Here is a 17,907-nt window from a genome sequence, read left to right as displayed (position 1 = left end):
TTATACAGAATACTGTTACAGACTTCAAATATTTAACATATTCTTCCGTTTCTTATATCAACAAATGTCCTTATCTATTCCATATAGATATTCATAGCCTTTTTAACATTTTCAATGGTTTCATTGCCTATCCTATTTGCTTTTTTGCTGCCCTCAATTATAATATCACGTACCTTGCTTTTATGCCCTTCATAATAAACACGTTTTTCTCTAAATGGAGCAAGGAGTAAATTTATCTTTTTTGATAAAAGATCTTTACACGCTATACAGCCAATATTAGCATTTCTGCACATTTCACAAATGTTTTCATATTCGCTATGATTAATTGCCTCATGATATTTGCTTACTGTACATATATCCGGATTGCCTTTGTCTTTTATGCTTATCCTGCTTTTATCAGTAATTGCTGATTTTACTTTTTCATTGACCTCTTCAATAGTATCCGACAGATAGATTGCATTGCCAAGACTTTTACCCATTTTAGAATTTCCATCTAAGCCGATAAGCCGAGGGGTATTACTAATCAGAGCTTGCGGCTCTTTGATAATAATCTTGCCTTTGCCATATAGACTATTAAACCGCCTTACAATTTTTCTTCCCTGTTCTATGTGCGGAAGCTGGTCCCCTCCCACAGGGACTAGGTCTGCATCACAAAAAGTCATATCTGCGGCTTGACTTACAGGATAGCCCAAAAAGCCATAGCTCAAATCATCATAGCCATACTGACTGGCTTCCGTTTTTATAGTTGGATTATGTCTCAATGAATTCACCGAAACAAGCATTGAATAGAATACCGTCAGTTCTGCAATGGCACTTATTTTAGATTGTAAAAGCATAGTTATGTTATCAGGGTCTAATCCTACGGATAGATTGTCAATTGCAACATCATAGATGCTTTGGTTTATCAGTTCCGGCCGTTCAAAATGAGTTGTCAGTGCCTGGACGTCAGCTAATATAATGAAAGTATCATATTCCTTTTGCAGCTTGACCCTGTTCTGAAGGCTCCCTGCATAATGTCCTAAATGTAATTTGCCGGTTGTTCTGTCACCTGTTAAAATTCGTTTCATCTTAAAAATCTCCTTTACATTATTATTTTAGAATAAATACCACCAACCATCTTTCATAAAATCATCTCCTTAAAAATAAAAAAGCTCCTATCCCAAAAGGGACAGAAGCTTACAGCTCTGTTAAGCCACCCAAAAACAAATTATACGTACTAACATACGCTTCTATCATAACGGTTAGGATTTCCGTCAGCACCTACTTGCAAAGCTTTCGAGCTGCCCTCATAAGTCCATTCAACATAGAGCGAAATGCTATATTCTCACCATCAATAGCTCTCTGTATATTCAGATTCCCATGTTTACTACTCTTATTCAACGGTTTCATTTTTTATTTTATTATATATCTTTAAAAATTATTTTGTCAATTTAATAAAATAACCTTATTGATGCTGCACATTGTATAAAAAATACGCAGTATTTTTTATGCCTCTGGTCTTTGGCCGCTAGCCTCTAGTATTAGAGAACTCCTTTGGGGTCATAGGTTACAGGGAACACGGATTAACATGGAATCTTCCGCTGCAATAGCTATAAAATCCTGTTTTAATGTCATCCTGAAGGGGGAACGACTGAAGGATCTTTTCGTGCTGGTAAAGATTCTTCACTTACTCCCAGAATGACCGCAAGGCTAGGCTTTTACGGCATTTTATAAAAATCTCTCCGTGTTAATCCGTGAAAAATTCAGTGCCTTTTCGTGTTTGCCGTTCCCCATCACAATATTCTACTTATATGCTTCATATAGATCAGCAGATTTCTTTGCAGAATCGCCACCAAAGATTTCGATATTATTACTTCTCTCTAATGCATCCTCTGCAAAAGCCAAAAAATGATAACAATATTCCTCAGAATTCTGTCAGCGTTGCCGTGAAAATGCCCTTGCGGGATTATCTTTCTTTGCTACAACCAAGATTCCACTCTACTTATTAAAATATAAAATCAGCATGAATAGCTTCTTGATAAGATTCATTGTCATAATGCTTTAGAATAAGCAAACCTCTGTATGTATTAAATCTTCCTTTCGAGCCTGATTCAAGAGTAAAATGAATTTTGCCGAATAACTCTTTCCTCTGTTTATATAGCCTCTTTTCAAGGCAGTCTTCACTAAATTGATTGCATTCTGCATTCGATTGTCATAAGGGTATCCAATATGTACAAAATACTCTAATGCCCGAAAACAGTCATATTTCCAACGGCAGGGATAATGAAAGCTAATGATATCCGGGCGGTAATCATACCCGTTTTTTTCGTAATCTGCAAATGCCTCCAATACAGAAATGGTCGTATGTACGGAACCAACAGTGGAACGGTTATGAACCGAATCCCATGCACAATTCCAGCCGCCGTCGTCCATTTAGTGCTCTAAAATGTAATCAACAATTTCATTTGTCCTGAAATCATGGAGTCTCCCATAACAAACAAGGCTTAGTAACATTGCGGACATGCACATATCCTGATATTTGGCTTTAGAAACCTTACCGTGATTTTTCCAAAGATCATTCAGCACTTTTTTCGTACCGTCCTGATAGTAAGGATTATCAGGGTGAATCTCCATATACTTTAACTCCAATAATGTGTATGTGCTTGATATCCACTTGTTTATTCCTCCTCCATTTGATAGGCAAGATACTGCTCTTTAATCTCCTTCGCCTTGCCCTGTGCAACAGGGACAGAGGAAAGAGTCTGCAAGGTCACCTGATGATTTTCGATGGTATCCACATACTGCATATTCACAAGATAAGAGCGATGTGGTTTGATAAAACATCCATATTTCAGAAGTTTATCACAGATAGAGGAAAAAGGCTCCGTACACTCAATTACTTTGCCGGAGCGCAGGTGATACAACACATTTCTGCCTATGACCTCGGCAAAAACCAAATTGGAGATCAGTATTTTCTGTATTCCTTCATTACTCTTTACAATAATTGCATCCTCGTCTTTTTTCGCTTTGATCTGCTCCAGCATTTCGTCAAAAGTGAAGAACAGTTTTTCCTTTGATATTGGCTTTAGCACATAGTTAATTGCTTTCACCGAATAGCTTTCCAAAGCAAACTCGGGCGATGAGGTAAGGAATAAAATCGGCGCTGTTTTGTCAAACGTGCGGATTTCCTTTGCCGCATCAATGCCTGTAAAGCCCGGCATAATGATATCCAGACAGTATGTATCAAACCGCTTTCCTTTTTCTAATACTGAAACCAGCTCAAAGCCATTTGAAAATACGGCGTATTCGCAGTTTAGATTTTTTGATGTTCGGTACAGGTCTATAAGCTGTACCATATTGGACAGCTCGTCTATATTGTCGTCACAGATGGCAATCTGCAGCATAAGTACCCCTCTATTTCTCTCTTATTCTATTTCTCCAAGCTAAGTTTACCATAAAAATCGAATATTCGACACCATGTTTCATGTCGAAAAAATCATGTTTCATGCAGCGGACAGTTTTTTTAGGAAATCTTTGATAGATTTAAGGCATGAAACAAAAGTTGTGAAGGAGGAGCAATATTATGAAAAAACGCTTTATGAGCATACTGCTCATACTGTGCATGGCGCTGACCTTGCTACCAATGACTGTGGTAGCGCAGACGGCAGAAAAACCCTACAACGAAGACGATGTTACATGGATTGGCACAACGGACGAGTATAAAAAAACCCTGTCCGCGTTCTTTGACGAGAACGGTCTGCGCTTGATGCCCGTGGGAGACTTGACGGATGACGGAGACCTTATAAACATCAAATACGGACTTGTCAGGCGCGACGGCACTTGGGCGGCGCAGCCCGTTTATGAAAAGATAGAAGCGGATTATCTGGTTCCCTACAGAAGCGCATTTGATGCGTTTGAACAAAAATTTGTAGAAACAACGGACCCCGACCCCAAGCCGACGGAAAGAATTTTTCTTGACGGATATGTTCAGGCGACTCGGGGCGGAAAGATGGGACTGCTTGACACCACGGGAAAAGAAGTAATCCCCTGTAAATATGAAGCGGTAGGCTTGCCTGTGGATGGCGTGAGCCGCGTCATCGTGAAGTCGGGGGACAAATACCTCCTCGGCTACTGGGGCTTGGCGTCAGGAAAGGAAATTATCGCGCCGAAATATACTGTGAGCGGACAGGACAGTACTGCCCACGGCAGTCCTGCGGAATCTTGGGTAAAAACCGACAGGAGTGTTAAGCGGTTAAAAGCGTGGTTTGACTTTGAAGACGGATACGCGTTAGTAACTTCGGGAAAGGAAGAAACGGTAACGCATGAAGCCGGTAATAAGAGCGATAGCAGCCGAAGTACTTTTGTTTATTCTCAGATTATAGACAAGAACGGAAAGGAAGTCCTTCCCGGCGGACCTTACGCCTATGGCGGTTATCATTCAGGTCCCTATATGGTTTATAAGCAGGTGGCGAATAAAAAACTATCAGTAAGCGGTGCAAGCTTTTCCTCATACGATGTGTACGGCGTAGTCGGACCAAAGGGCATCGTGATACCCGCCCAATATCACGCCGGCATCAGAGGAAACAGCGCAACTGGCTGGTACCTCGCCGACCCGAGAATGATCGTTATTCCTGAATTTTCTTTGGTGATAACCGATAGGTGCGCTGACGGCGTTATTCCCGAAAGCGCGTCTCGCAGAGGCGCCGTTAATTTCAACAACAAAGAGATTGTTCCCTTTAAAGGGGCATACACTTCGGATAGTATTGATGTTTTTGAAACAGTATCCTATGACCCCTCGCTGAAATTAGTTTGGTCCGTCGCAGGTTGGTTCAGACCGGACGGGACAAAAGTTTCCGCGGGGAACTGGTTGTCTACTTATCAGAACGGATACTTCGTAACAGGCGAGCATGAATATCCTGACGCAAACGGAAGAGTCAATAAAATCAGCGTAAGCGGTGTTGTAAACCCAAATACAGGCACGGTGTATAGTCACAGCAATCTGCAAGGCTCCGGCTTCTCTCCTGTCAGCGCGGCCGGTACGCTTTGGATAAAAAAGGAGGGCCTTTGGGGACTTGTCAATCTGAAAGGAGAAATTCTGCTGCCCTTTGCATACGAAGATACAAGTGCGGGGGTAACCTTGAAAAGACCGGGGGAAGAAGTCGAACATTTCTTTGACAATAATTGGGTAAGAGCAAGCGGCGGATATGCTTTTGTAAAGAAAAACGGCAAATGGGGTGCGGTTGACTCAAAGGGCGCAGAGCTTTTGCCGTGTATCTACAACGATATTATCAACAATTACAAAGATAATTCTAAAGTACTGGACGGTTATCTGAATATTCAAGACAGCACAGGCAAGTGGGGCGTGTATAACTTAAATACGCGAAAAATAATAACCTCGTGCAAATTAGCAGAACAAGTAACTATGAATCAGTACCTTATCGGCAAAGGACTAGTCGCGGGTACTGCCTCTATAGGAGTCGGGGATTCACTGTATGCTCTGCTTGATGTGGATACCGGAAAAATATTAACCCCCACCTATTTTGGTATCAGCTCCGCAGGCAGTGTTAGTGGACATCCTCGCGGGTTGTTTCGTGCCGTACCATCCGACGACTATTATGGACCGGACGGAAGGATTGTGTTCCCGAGGGCAGAACTATTGACCGAAACCCGTTCCGGCTATACGGTTAACGGCAAGTATGAACAAACCAATAAGGGCGTAGGGGACGATCTTACGCTTGTGGTGAGAGACGGCAAGGTCGGATATGTTAACGCCTCCAGATTGGCGAGAGAAGGCAGGTCCCTGCCGACCAAGCCGCGCGTAATACCTAAGCCGCTGCCGTTAAAGCTCGGTATCTTTCTTGTGACAAACCCCGACAAAGATGTTTATGCCATAGGCGACGGCTTTGATACAAAAGGCATTGTTGTGCATTATCAAGATGAAAAGGGGATTCGCAGCGTTTTGGATAATTCAAAGGTCAAGTTTACTACCTCCGGGATTGAACTGACTGAAGGCCGTAAATGGACTTCCCTCGGCACTAAAGTGATTGAAGCTGAATATAACGGCATGAAATCCATATATACGTTTGCGGTCAAAGTTATTGAAGCCTTAGAGGGACAGGTTTTAGAGGAAGGCGATTACTATCTTCAAATCCTTGGCAAATACCTTTACCCTGTGAAGGCGTCGGGTTGTTATTGGATTGAGCTTTCGGACAAAAAGCCTGACAAGCCGTTTAACGTAAAGCTGATAAATGCCAGCACCAGACAGTATTCAATCGCTTATGACGGTGAATATATATATGCGCCGGCGTCTGCTCAAGGAGAGCAGCTGATATCGACGAAAAGCTCAGTGCCGCATTACTGGAGAATCATGAAATATACTGATTTCTGCACAATCAGGGATTTCAAGAACCAAGGGCAGATTGTCAACGCAAGCGGGCAAAAGAAAGCTAACGGCACAAAGGTTATTATTTGGAATCAGAAAGGCAGCACGCCTGAACACGCGAAAGTCAGCTTTATCAAGCCTTAGAACTTGGTGAAACAGAATGACACTACCCAATTTGGAAGGAGGAACAGCATTATGAAAAAGCGATTTATGAGCATACTGCTCACCCTGTGCATGGTATTGACCCTGATGCCTGCAACGGTGTTTGCCACAGAGTGGACAACAAGTAATACCATTATTGATGATTGGTATTATCTCCGCTGCATGAACAATTACCTCAATTTGACTGCCGACGGGGCCGCGGAGCTGCGCAAGCTTTCTGAAAATGAAGCCTTTTATGTGGAAAGCAAGGGCGGCAGCCAATATACCTTGAAAATGAAAGACGGCAGGTATCTGGGGCTTGATGATACCAGAAAAGACGGTGCGCGAGTAAAAGCGGTAAATAGCCCTTATATTTGGCTAATCCATTGGGAAGCCACTAATTTTAACAAAGAAAAGTCGGATATTTTCAGCTTGCGTCCCCCCGAAGCTATAAAAATGGTAGTGAATGCATCCGGTAAGAAAAATGCTGACGGAACTTCCATTATTATATGGACATATGAGAAGTTAGCTGCCCCCAATCATGCAGAATTTAGGTTTATCCCTGCAACCACGACCGCAGATCCTACCGGTAAAAGATGGATAACTTATAAAGAAAACGGTTTGGTTGGCTACAAGGACCAGAGCGGCAAAGTGGTGATCAAGGCGCAGTTTGATGACGCAGAAAAGTTTTCTCAAGGGATAGCCAGGGTTTACGACAAGGTCAAAGGTGCGGCCGCCTATATAGACACCACAGGCAAACTCATCACGCCGTTCAAATATTACTCTGCTGCAAGCGGACATATTGCTTACGATGGTTTGATGCGGGTCGCAATATACGGGGATGATGTAGTCAAGGCAATTATGAACGGAGATGGTGTCTACTCTACAGAGTCAGTAGGAAACAATACTGTTGTAGTGATGAAAAGCGGCAAGAAACTAAAATTTCACCCCAAATACGGCTTTATTGACAAAACAGGAAAAGAGGTAATACCGCTGCAATTCGATGAAGCCTACTCTTTTCAGGACGGCATGGCGACGGTGCTGAAGTTCCAAGGCCACCAATATGGCTTTTCTTATAGCAAGATTGGCTATATTAACACAACAGGAAAACTGGTAATCCCGTATAAGTACGGCGGCGACAACAACTATGACGGGAGTGCTCTCTCTTACAAAGACGGCTTGACGTGCTTCTTTGAGTACCTCGGCAAAGAGGGCTTAAGCTCCGACGGGTGGGTCAAAAATCCTCCGGGAGGTATCATGGATAAGACTGGCAAGGTTATCGTTCCGTCCAACCCTGATAGATGGTATTATTCCAACCCGTTCGGTCTCCAGTGGAAAGATGGCATCATAGTGAACTGCTACTCTACGAGAGTAAACGCAAAAGGTGTCCCCACAAAAGGCGGCGAAAAAGAGTGGACACTCACGGAGTTATACGACTATTCCGGTAAGTTAATCAAAAAACTTGATGAATATGTCTCCGCTATGCCTATGGGCGGCGGGTACACGCTGGCGCTTCACCAAGTACCCTATGGTCCAAAGGTGAAATACCTGGACACCGAAATGTATGAGGGCTATTGGACTGTCTTTGACCGCACAGGCAAGATTGTGGTTGACAATGTTCAAAAGAACAACTTCTACCTTCTTAACAGTGCTTATGGATACGCAAACGGCTACGTCTATTTTGGGGGCGAAAGCTATAAGGTCTCTGAATCGAAATAGGAAAAATAACCTAGGGAGGATTTACAATGAAACGATTGCTTTGTACATTGCTCGCGCTTTGTATGGCGCTGACGATGCTGCTGCCGACAGTGACGGCTTCAGCAGCCGCAAATTGGCCTTTTGTGCCAAGCGACAAAAATATGACCAATGGCAAAATCAAGTCTGGTTGGTATATTATCTATTCTTGGGATAACGGAACTCTCCGTGTCTCCTCCGGAGATGTAGTGCCTACGAGGCGGGCAAAAAACCCAAGCATCATGCAAAAATCGTAGCCAGCAAAACAGCTTGCAAGTGGATTGTGTATGCGAATAATGCTGGCGGATATATAGAATATGCATTTTCCCTCGATGCGAACCACGATTTTCATATTTCGACAGGAGTGGTGCGCTGCACGGATACAGAAGACAGCCAGCTATTTATATTCGAAAAAGCGAAAGTCACCCCAAGGTCAAAGTTTACAGTGCTCAGTGCCCCGGACGAACTAATTCCGCAGTGGTATAAGACGTATAAAAATGGCGGCAAAGCACCGACAGACGGTGAGATGTATGTCGTGTCATATCCCGTAATGACGAAGTACAAGGTAGGCGAGGGCTTTGATACCCACGGTATTCTCGTAAAGACTCGTATTGGCGGTAAAGAAATAGATATTTCAAACAAAGTTGCTTTTTATACATCCGGAACCGTACAGCTGCATCAGGGCCGTCCGTTTACCGCCGCAGGTACAAAGGTTGTTGAACTGCGATATGAGGAGAAAAATATAGGTAAGTTTACCATTGACGTAGCTGATGCGCCTGCAGCTTCCGCCTATTTCACAATTCATTGGCTCACAGGGACAATTCACGTTTGCTTATGACCATGGAGACGATGACGATTATTTCTACGTTGAAAATGCAAAGGGTAATATGTTAACCCTTCTTAAAGCCGCACCGTTGCTAGGCGCAGTGACACAGGATGCCGAGGGCTATTATTACGCCGTAACAGGCAAAAGGAACGGCGCGATAAATTCATCGAATGCCGATGTAAGCGGGAAATACGATACGAGTACCCAAACCGTATTTATATCTAAATACACAAGCCAAGGTATTCTGGTTAAAACAACAGGCTTTGACGGGAATTTAGGTGTTTCCAACACTCAAAATCCGTTCGCTGCCGGAAACTGCTCCGTGGCAATAAACGGAGGTGTACTGGATGTCGGAAGTGAATGGAGTGCTGCTCCGCTATGAACTGAGCTTTGACGCATTAGGTGTCGCTCCGACACCCTCACCTGCTGCTAGCATCATCGCCGCGTCGAACCCATTGGCAAACTAAGACCAAAAACCATGATTCATGTCGAAAAAGTTATGTTTCATGCAGCAAACGGATTTTTGAGAGAACTTTTGATAGATTGAATACAAGCTATAAGATTAGGCAGACTGACAAAACCGGGGTATGTCTGCCCATTAAAAAATAAACAAGGAGGACTTTATATTATGCTGCCATTTTTTATCACAATCATCGCAATTGTTGCGGTAATTGTTCTATGGGCAATCTCCACCCAACGCAAACTGGTGGTGCTGGATGAGAACATCAGCAATGCCATGAGCCAGATCGGAGTGCAGCTTTCCAGCCGCTTCGATGCGCTATCTGCCCTTTTGGACTTGACAAAGGGTTATGCCAAGCATGAAAGCGAAACGCTGATTGAAACGATCAAATCAAGAAGAAGCGTAATTACAGCAAAATCCACACCGGATGATGTGCTGCGCCAAGAAGGGGTTATTTCCGAGGCCTTGGGAAGGATCGCCATGGTGACAGAGCAATACCCTGAGTTAAAGGCAAACCAAAACTATATTAAAACCATGGACGCAGTGGAAACCTTTGAAAATATGGTGCGCACCAGCCGTCTGATTTACAACGACAGCGTGACAAAGCTGAACCGTGAAATCCGAATGTTTCCGGTCTCCATGATTGCCGGGATGTTAGGCTTCCAGCAAAAAAAATATCTGGAGGAACAGGCGGCCAAGGCTGATATGCCACAGAAGATTTAAAGTCTAGTATAGCACTATCGAAGAATAAAAAAATATCTACACAAAAAGGGAGGAGTCCATATTATGAAGCAAAGAACTAAAAGAATCATCAGCATGCTCTTGGTGTTTTGTATGGTAATGTCCATGCTTCCGCTGCAGGTACTTGCTGAAGATCTAGGAAAGCAGCCGCAAGCCGCTCAGGAAGCAGTGAATCCGTTTTCTGATGTGAGCAAAACGGATTGGTATTACGACAGCGTCATGTACGCTTATCAAAACAATCTTTTTAGCGGGACCAGCGAATCAACCTTTTCACCCAACGGCACGATGACCCGCGGGATGTTTGTCACTGTGATGGGGCGCATGGCGGAAATTGACTTAAATGCGTATAGCAAAGCGCCTGAATTTACCGACGTAGCAGCGGGCAGCTATTACGCGCCCTATGTTCAGTGGGCAATAGAAAAGGGCATCACATTCGGCATCGGAGGCGGTTTATTTGACCCTGATGGTTTTGTGACTCGTCAGCAAATGGCTGCCTTGATTGTGCGTTTTTTTAATGCTTACAAAATTCCTTATCCCAATACCATCAATACCACAACACCCAAAGATATAGACCTTGTTGACGATTGGGCAAAGGATGCCGTTTTGAAGCTTTGGTCCTGCGGATTGCTTGTCGGAGACGATAATGGGAATTTCAATCCCAAAAGCACTGCAAAACGATCTGAGGCAGCCATGCTTGCCTTCCGCACGGATCAAATCGTAGAACAATGGTTTATTGATACAGGAGTAAAGCCTGCCCCCGGCAAAGAGAAAGAAAAAAAACCTGACCCCGGAACCGGAAAGACTTCCAACAAAGGCGAGAGCGGAGATAGCGGAAACAGCGGAGGCGGCAGCGGCAGCAAAATCTACTCCGTCACTTTCCAAGATGGAGAGCGCTACATTGACAGGCTTTCTGCTGCCGAAGGCAAGGCATTGGGCGCTGTTCCTGCAGCAGGCAAAACAGCGAAGGAAAATGCAATCTTTGTGGGTTGGTTCACGGATAAAGCCTTAACAACCCCCTTTTATCAGGACAATCCCGTTACACAAAATATGACGGTTTATGCAAAATACGCCGATATGCCTGGTGAAACTTTAACACTTACCTCCTTTGCTCAACTTGACCAGGATACTGATTTAAGCTTCGAGGTGGTAAAAACAGATGCAGCAACAGCTTCCCCCGACGATGCCTTCACTCTTATTCCAAAGGACGGCTCCGACCTAATTCCGCTGAAGTGGACGACTAATGGCGATGTTTACACGATCACAGCCGAGGGAGGCTACAACAAAGGCTCATCCTATGAGCTGAACTTAGCTGACGGCTACAACTTTAAGGATAAGCCTGACAGTATCCGTACCGCTTCCTTTACCATCAAAATGGAGAAGGTTGATAATCTCCAAATGAATGATGACATTGTCTATATCAAAGATACAGCCGCTATAGACTATACCATTGCAGGTGAAACTTACGAAGTACTTACCCCAAGCCTTGTGCCTGAAAATGGCGGTAAATTTGACTATACAAATGCAGGCAACCTGCATATAAACGACATCCTCTGCTTCTACATAACAACAAGCCCTGAGAACAGAGATTATATCAATAAGAGCTATAACGACGACCCTGAGGTCTATGCCAAGGTCGAGAGTATTTCCGGCACAACCGTCACCTTCGGGGCCCTTGACGAAGATGATAGGCAAGCCCTTTATAAGGTGCCGGACAACTTTCCGATTATTGTTTCCCAGCTCCCGACAGAAGGGACAGGTACGGTCAATATCGATGCTTTAGACATTGACACGTATGCACTTATTATGGGTGCGGATGGAACACTTGATAAAGCAAAAGAAAGCGTCAATGTGGGTGACTTTATATCGCTCTATGTTTCTTCAGATAGCGTAACAGGCGAAGATGCGGTTTATTTCGGAGAAGTTACCGGCTACGACAAATTAAATGGCACGATTACCTATAAGAAGACTACGGCACAAGCAATTGAAAATTCCATGGATCTTTATATCAGCCCTGAGGTAGATGGTGATGATTTAATCACAGCTGAAGAAAAAGCCGCTATTGAATCACAGCTTCTCGCCCAAGTGCAGGCAAGCAACTTTGCTAATGATGCAGCATTTATGCTTGCAGATATGGCAACCAAAACCAATGGTTTTCGTAATATTGACAGCGTGCAGAGTGTATTTTTCAAGGATGAAAATGGAAAGCTCCTCTCCGAGGAAGAAATTGCACTGCTCAATTTAGGTGGTTCCTTTGAGCTTACCGACGATGTTAAGCTGACCGTTGAGCTTATAACTAACGGAGATCAGCTGCACTTCAAAAACGGTGTGCAGCTTGCCATTGGAATAGACGCTACCTTTGAGGTGGAAACTGTTGACGGGGGAAAGATCGTAATTGACCTCTCCGCTGTATTTGTGGAAGAAGTCGCTTTGGGCATCAATGTCAAGGGCGACCTTGTTTGGAAGAAGGTTCTAGGTTTTATTCCTATACCTATCGGCGTCACTGTAAGTGCTGCTGTGGACATCAAAAACTTCACAGCCGTGTCCTTCAATGTAAGCATCTATACCGTAGAGAAGGAAGATGAACCTTTTTGGGAAAGACTCAAAGGCTTGCTTGCTGATACCAAGGTCGGCAATATATTAGATCAAATTGAAGAGGTGCAGAACAAAATTGACCAAGCCAAGGGCACAGCCGAGCAAATCAAAGGCTATGCCAAGGATTTAGAAGCACTCTGGAAGGCTATGCCGCAAGATGGAGTCAGCAAGGAAGAGTGGGCACAGCTTGGAAAAACCTTAGGCAAAACTAGCATAACAAAAGACCTTATGGACATGATGAACCTTACCACCGAAACTAGCTTGGAGGCTGGAACCTATGCAAAGTCCATGCAGGACTTGATGGAGAAGTACAGCGAAATGCTACAAAAGGAAACTGACTGGGTCAAGCTTGTGGATAAGGAAATGTTTGGAAGGGAAATATGTTATTATGGCGTTGCCATTAAAGCCAATGTAAACTTTGTTGTCCGTACCGACATTAACATTGCGATGGGTACAAGCCTTGAATATGAAGTGGGCAAGCGCTATACCTTCTGGTTCAAGATTGGGCTGTTTAAGCCTAAGGCAGGCAGCGAAACCATGGATTTGATTGATGAACGCTTCGCTTTCCAGTTTTATGTAATGGGCAAGCTGGGCCTCAAAATGGGCGTTGCCGCAACAATTGAAGTGGGCATAGGGTCAACAGAATTTGCATCCATCGGCATTACTGCCGAGCTTGGGCCTTATGTCAAACTATATGGATTCTTCATCTATGAATATGAAAAAATGCGACCGGCAAATACCGGCAATTGGATTTACAAAGAGCGCATGGCAGGTGCACTATACCTGGAATTTGGACTTTACTTTATTCTAACCTTTGATGCACATGCAATCGGTAACCTATTTGAATACAGCCATGACTTTTTCAATATAGAAGTACCCCTGCTGAAAGCAGGTGAAAAGCGGTATAAGTATGCCTTTGCCTACAAGCCGCAGGAGGGCGAGCAGGTGCGTATTGCGGATGAAGACAGCAACAGCACCAATGGAATCACCATGAAGCTGCCCGACAGCCTTCGTGCCCTCTCTTATGTGGATTTGAATACAGGTATTTTAGGCAGCGAGCCGTATGATTACGAAAAATATAATATAACTTTTTCTAATCCTAATTTCTCTATTGACAAAAACGGCAAAGTATCAGTCAATGTACCACAGGGCGTGCAGTATATGGAGTGTGATGCTACCCTTACATGGCTATATGGCAAGCTTGCCTTTAGCAAATATGATATGACAGTTACCATTCCTCTCGTGTGGACGAATCTTAGCACAGCTGAGCTAAACGAATATTTCACAGCCAGCGTAAGAGTGGGTAATGCTAAGGACGGTTATCAAACCATTTGGAGTCAGCGCGTTAGGAAAAATCAAGAGTTTGACTTACCTACTGCAGAGGCGATTAAAAAGCTGATCAAATACGCAGATTATGATGATGGCAGCGGCAACAATATGAAGTACGCAAGCATCTCAGACTATGGAATACAAGATATGAAGAATCTTAAAATCTATGATGATACAGTATATGATATTGAAGCAACATACAAAGATTACAGTGTTACAGTCAAAGGCATAGAGCAGGCAGACGGCACAAAAATAAATAAAACCTATACCGCAAAATACGGTCAAGCCTTTAACTTCAAAGACCTTGCTAAAACAGGCACAAACAAGCCGTCTGACATGCCTGAAAACGCAGTCTTTACCAAGTTTGCAGCATTGACTGCTGAAAAAGCACAGGGAGATATAGGAAATGGTGAGCTTCCAACCTATGACCTGACAGCACCTATTGAGGGAAAATATGCCCTTGCCCTCACCGCAAACAAGGTAAATCCGACAGCAAGCTATGTGGATGATTCTGTTTTGGCAACCTTCCAATTTGACGGAATTGCCCATGCAGATGTGATACAGAAGCTGAAAAAGGGCACAGAGCCGAACCTTGCCGCAATAGAAGAAATCGTATCCGCACAAGGCTTGGCAATTAAGGACATCTCGCCTGCTTTTGGCAAGCTATTTACAAACACGATCTACAATGTTATTTGCGAAAACCTGACAGGCTCGGATGTGACAATATACTTTGATGAAAACGGCGGCAATGAGGTTTTAGATATAACAAAGATGGAGGGCAGCCTAATCGGCACACTTCCTTCACCGAATAGAAAGGGCTACAGCTTTGACGGCTGGTACTCGGATAAGGACCTTACCACAGCTTTTGCCGAAACAAAAATGCCTTCTGAAAGCATTACACTCTATGCAAAATGGACGGCTAATACCTACACCGTAACACTGGACGCAAAAGGCGGTACTTTCAGTGGAGATGTCAGCAAAAAGAACATAGATGTTACCTACGGCAGTCCTTATGGTGAGCTTGAAGCACCAACCTATAGCAGCAAGTACTTTGCTGGCTGGTTATTTGATGAAGATAAGGAAGATACAGCGGTTAAGTCTTATACAACAGTCGAAACGGCAAGTGATCACACCTTATTTGCAAATTGGAGTGATTTACAAACAGTCAGCGAAGCCGTTTACAGCTTTACACCCGTAACCACAATCTATGAAAAGGGCACTGTAGTATCTGCAGTCTACCAATCGAGCCCTGAGTATGCAGGAATCGGCGGATTCACCTTCGAATACCGCAAGCAAGGTGATCCAAATACCGTAATCACCGCACCTGTTGATGCGGGTACCTACGATGTGGTGGTTAGAAGAGAGAAAGACAGCACCTATGCAAAATTTGAGCATAGATACCTAGGCGTTGTCATAATTAACAAAGCGACCAGGACGCTGGACAGCGTACCCCTTGAAGTAAACAAAAAAGGCTACATCTTCTTGGATTTGAAGCCTGCAGAAAATGCAATTGATGATTTAAGCAACAAGGCAAAGTTTACCTTCAACGCTGTTAAGACAGTCGGAGGGTTGCTCCTTCCGGGTGAGAGCAGCAGCAGCAGCCCCGGAGAAAGCTATATTGGCGGACTCTTGCCTGCTACCGATTATTACATCACGGTAAAAGTCACAGATGATCCTAACTATGAGGATGCAGCCTCCAGTCGTGGTGTTGATATATCCACCTTGGCAGCTCCTACTTCCTCTTGGAGTGACAATACAGAGTCATTTACTGTGACGGATAATAAAGCAACCATCACTACCGCAGGCCAGCTTGCATACCTTGCGCAGCAGGTAAACAGCGGCGCAAACTATGTAGGTGTTACCATTACACTTGCAAATGACATTGATTTGACAGGACACAAATGGATACCGATTGGCAACAATCAGCAAAATTCTTTCCAAGGCACATTTGATGGCGGCAAGCATACCATCAGCGGACTTTATGCCAAGGGAGGAGATAGCAGCGGACTATTTGGCTTTGCAGTGAACGCAACCATAAAAAATGTAAGACTTGAAGAATCCTATGTTGAGGGAAATGATTTTGTAGGCGGTATTGCTGGATATTTCGTTGCTGTGACATTAGGTCAAACAAGTTTGCTTCAAAATTGTGTAAACAGTGCAACAGTTGTTGGCAATGGAGCATACATTGGAGGCATAGCAGGGTACATTGGCAGCGTTTTTGGAAGTACAAAGTTTGACAGCTGCGTAAACTACGGCAGAATCATTGGAAATGATAAAACCGGCGGAATTGCAGGTTATCAGTCAACGGGTTGGATTACGAATAGTGCAAACTTTGGCTCTGTCGTAGGTACTTCGTCAGTAGGCGGTGTGATTGGCCAAAATGAAAATAAAAATTCCCATGTTCTAAACTGCTACACCACGGGCACAGTCAAGGGTGACGGTAAATATGTGGGAGCAGTGGTCGGCAGAAATACAAAGGACGACGGTAAGATATTACAATGCTATTACCGACTCGGCTCTGCAACTTGTAACGGAGCAATACGCAATGCTACAGGAACTGAAAAAGGTTCGCTTGCTGATGGTGAGAAAGGTACACAAACTGCTTCCTTTGCCTCACAAGGATCCACTTTGAGCAGAGATTGCGGTTTCGGTACAGAAAATCTTATGAGTGCTCTTAGAAAATGGGTAAATGCAAACACCCAATACGGCTCAAGCAATTGGGTTGTCGGTACAGACGGATATCCTATACCACAGGGTTTACCGCAAAAATAAGTAAAATAATAAAAAATTAAAATAGGGTTTCCCAAAAGGGAAGCCCTAACCTTTATGTGGGAGGATCGTATGAAAAAGGTTATATTCGCCCTATTGCTGGCAATCGCAATTTTGAGTAGCTGTACTGCTGAAAAATCAAATACAAATACTTCTCCACAGGCAGACGGTATCGTCATCGCCATTTTGGATACAGGTATTTCTACTCTGGCCATTGACGAAGATCATCTTCTTGCAGGCTATAATTATGTGGATAGCTCAGACAACACCGAGGATAAGATAAATCACGGCACTGCGGCGGCAAGTGTGATTGTAGGCTCTGCGCCTGCCAAAATAGAGGGGCTTGCTAAGAATGTCTATTTGGTACCTCTCGTTGTCAGAAGCAAAACCGAAAGTGGTGAGCAAAAAGGCATTACTGTCAAAACCTTGTCACAGGTTATTATTGACTGCGTGGACAAATATGACGCAAAGATTATCAATATAAGCCTTGGTATAAAAAAGGATGCTGCAGAAGTAAAAAAAGCCATTGACTATGCTGAAAAGCATGGTGTTTTAGCGGTCGCTGCTGTGGGCAACGATGGAAAAGATAAGGACTTCTATTATCCCGCTGCTTATGAAACGGTGCTATCCGTGGGCTCTCACGATAAAGACGGCAAGCTCTCAGACTTTTCCCAAAGAAATGGTACGACGGATATTCTCGCCTCCGGTGAGGATATTTGGCTTGCTTCCAAAAACGGTAAGACTTATGGCGCTCGCGGGACCTCCTTTGCAGCTGCCTATGTCACTGCCGCAGCAGCAAATATACTTGCCAAAAATCCCGACCTTTCACCAAAAGAGGTAAGGGAAATTCTCTGCCAATCCGCCACCGATATCGGTGACGAAGGCTTCGACACAGACAGCGGCTGGGGCATCCTCAATTTGGAGGCAGCGCTTGCATATTAAGGATGATAACTC

The 17,907-nt window shown here is 44.0% G+C and carries 11 protein-coding genes; 8 read left to right on the top strand and 3 right to left on the bottom strand.

Features of this window, described 5'->3' with window-relative positions; translation table 11 throughout:
• Window positions 1-74: 74 nt before the first annotated feature.
• The 3 genes from trpS to AC4HCY_RS07525 form a co-directional block, all read right to left on the bottom strand.
• Entirely contained in the window at window positions 75-1,067 is a 993-nt protein-coding gene (trpS, locus tag AC4HCY_RS07535) for a tryptophan--tRNA ligase (RefSeq protein ID WP_323433569.1), read from the bottom strand.
• 1,345 nt (window positions 1,068-2,412) lie between these two features.
• Window positions 2,413-2,613, bottom strand: a complete 201-nt coding sequence (locus tag AC4HCY_RS07530; protein ID WP_323431247.1) for a hypothetical protein — start codon at window positions 2,611-2,613, stop codon at window positions 2,413-2,415.
• A gap of 44 nt (window positions 2,614-2,657) precedes the next feature.
• Window positions 2,658-3,383 carry a LytR/AlgR family response regulator transcription factor gene (locus AC4HCY_RS07525; protein WP_491095750.1) on the bottom strand — a complete coding sequence of 242 codons (726 nt, stop codon included), beginning with the start codon at window positions 3,381-3,383 and terminating at the stop codon, window positions 2,658-2,660.
• Between the two features lie 179 nt (window positions 3,384-3,562).
• On the opposite strand from AC4HCY_RS07525, the gene AC4HCY_RS07520 reads away from it, so the two are divergent.
• The 8 genes from AC4HCY_RS07520 (at window position 3,563) to AC4HCY_RS07485 (ending at window position 17,895) form a co-directional block, all read left to right on the top strand.
• Entirely contained in the window at window positions 3,563-6,505 is a 2,943-nt protein-coding gene (locus AC4HCY_RS07520) for a WG repeat-containing protein (RefSeq protein ID WP_491095749.1), read from the top strand.
• Window positions 6,506-6,556: 51 nt separating this feature from the next.
• Window positions 6,557-8,221, top strand: a complete 1,665-nt coding sequence (locus tag AC4HCY_RS07515) for a WG repeat-containing protein (RefSeq protein WP_491095748.1) — start codon at window positions 6,557-6,559, stop codon at window positions 8,219-8,221.
• A gap of 26 nt (window positions 8,222-8,247) precedes the next feature.
• Window positions 8,248-8,493: a hypothetical protein gene (locus tag AC4HCY_RS07510; RefSeq protein WP_323431243.1), complete on the top strand. Its 246-nt coding sequence runs from the start codon at window positions 8,248-8,250 to the stop codon at window positions 8,491-8,493.
• A gap of 110 nt (window positions 8,494-8,603) precedes the next feature.
• Window positions 8,604-9,074, top strand: coding sequence for a hypothetical protein (locus tag AC4HCY_RS07505; RefSeq protein ID WP_323431242.1), 471 nt, complete (start codon window positions 8,604-8,606; stop codon window positions 9,072-9,074).
• A 49-nt stretch (window positions 9,075-9,123) separates the two neighbouring features.
• The gene (locus tag AC4HCY_RS07500) at window positions 9,124-9,444 is read left to right on the top strand and encodes a hypothetical protein (RefSeq protein ID WP_323431241.1); all 321 of its coding nucleotides are present in this window, start codon (window positions 9,124-9,126) and stop codon (window positions 9,442-9,444) included.
• Window positions 9,445-9,690: 246 nt separating this feature from the next.
• Entirely contained in the window at window positions 9,691-10,245 is a 555-nt protein-coding gene (locus AC4HCY_RS07495) for a LemA family protein (RefSeq protein WP_323431240.1), read from the top strand.
• Window positions 10,246-10,308: 63 nt separating this feature from the next.
• Complete coding sequence (locus tag AC4HCY_RS07490; protein WP_491095747.1) at window positions 10,309-16,956, top strand: S-layer homology domain-containing protein; 6,648 nt, start codon at window positions 10,309-10,311, stop codon at window positions 16,954-16,956.
• 69 nt (window positions 16,957-17,025) lie between these two features.
• The gene (locus tag AC4HCY_RS07485; protein ID WP_491095746.1) at window positions 17,026-17,895 is read left to right on the top strand and encodes a S8 family peptidase; all 870 of its coding nucleotides are present in this window, start codon (window positions 17,026-17,028) and stop codon (window positions 17,893-17,895) included.
• Window positions 17,896-17,907 lie beyond the last annotated feature (12 nt).

The organism is Lutispora sp. QWL-02 (genome assembly GCF_058315355.1).
This window is presented reverse-complemented; position numbering and strand designations above follow the sequence as displayed.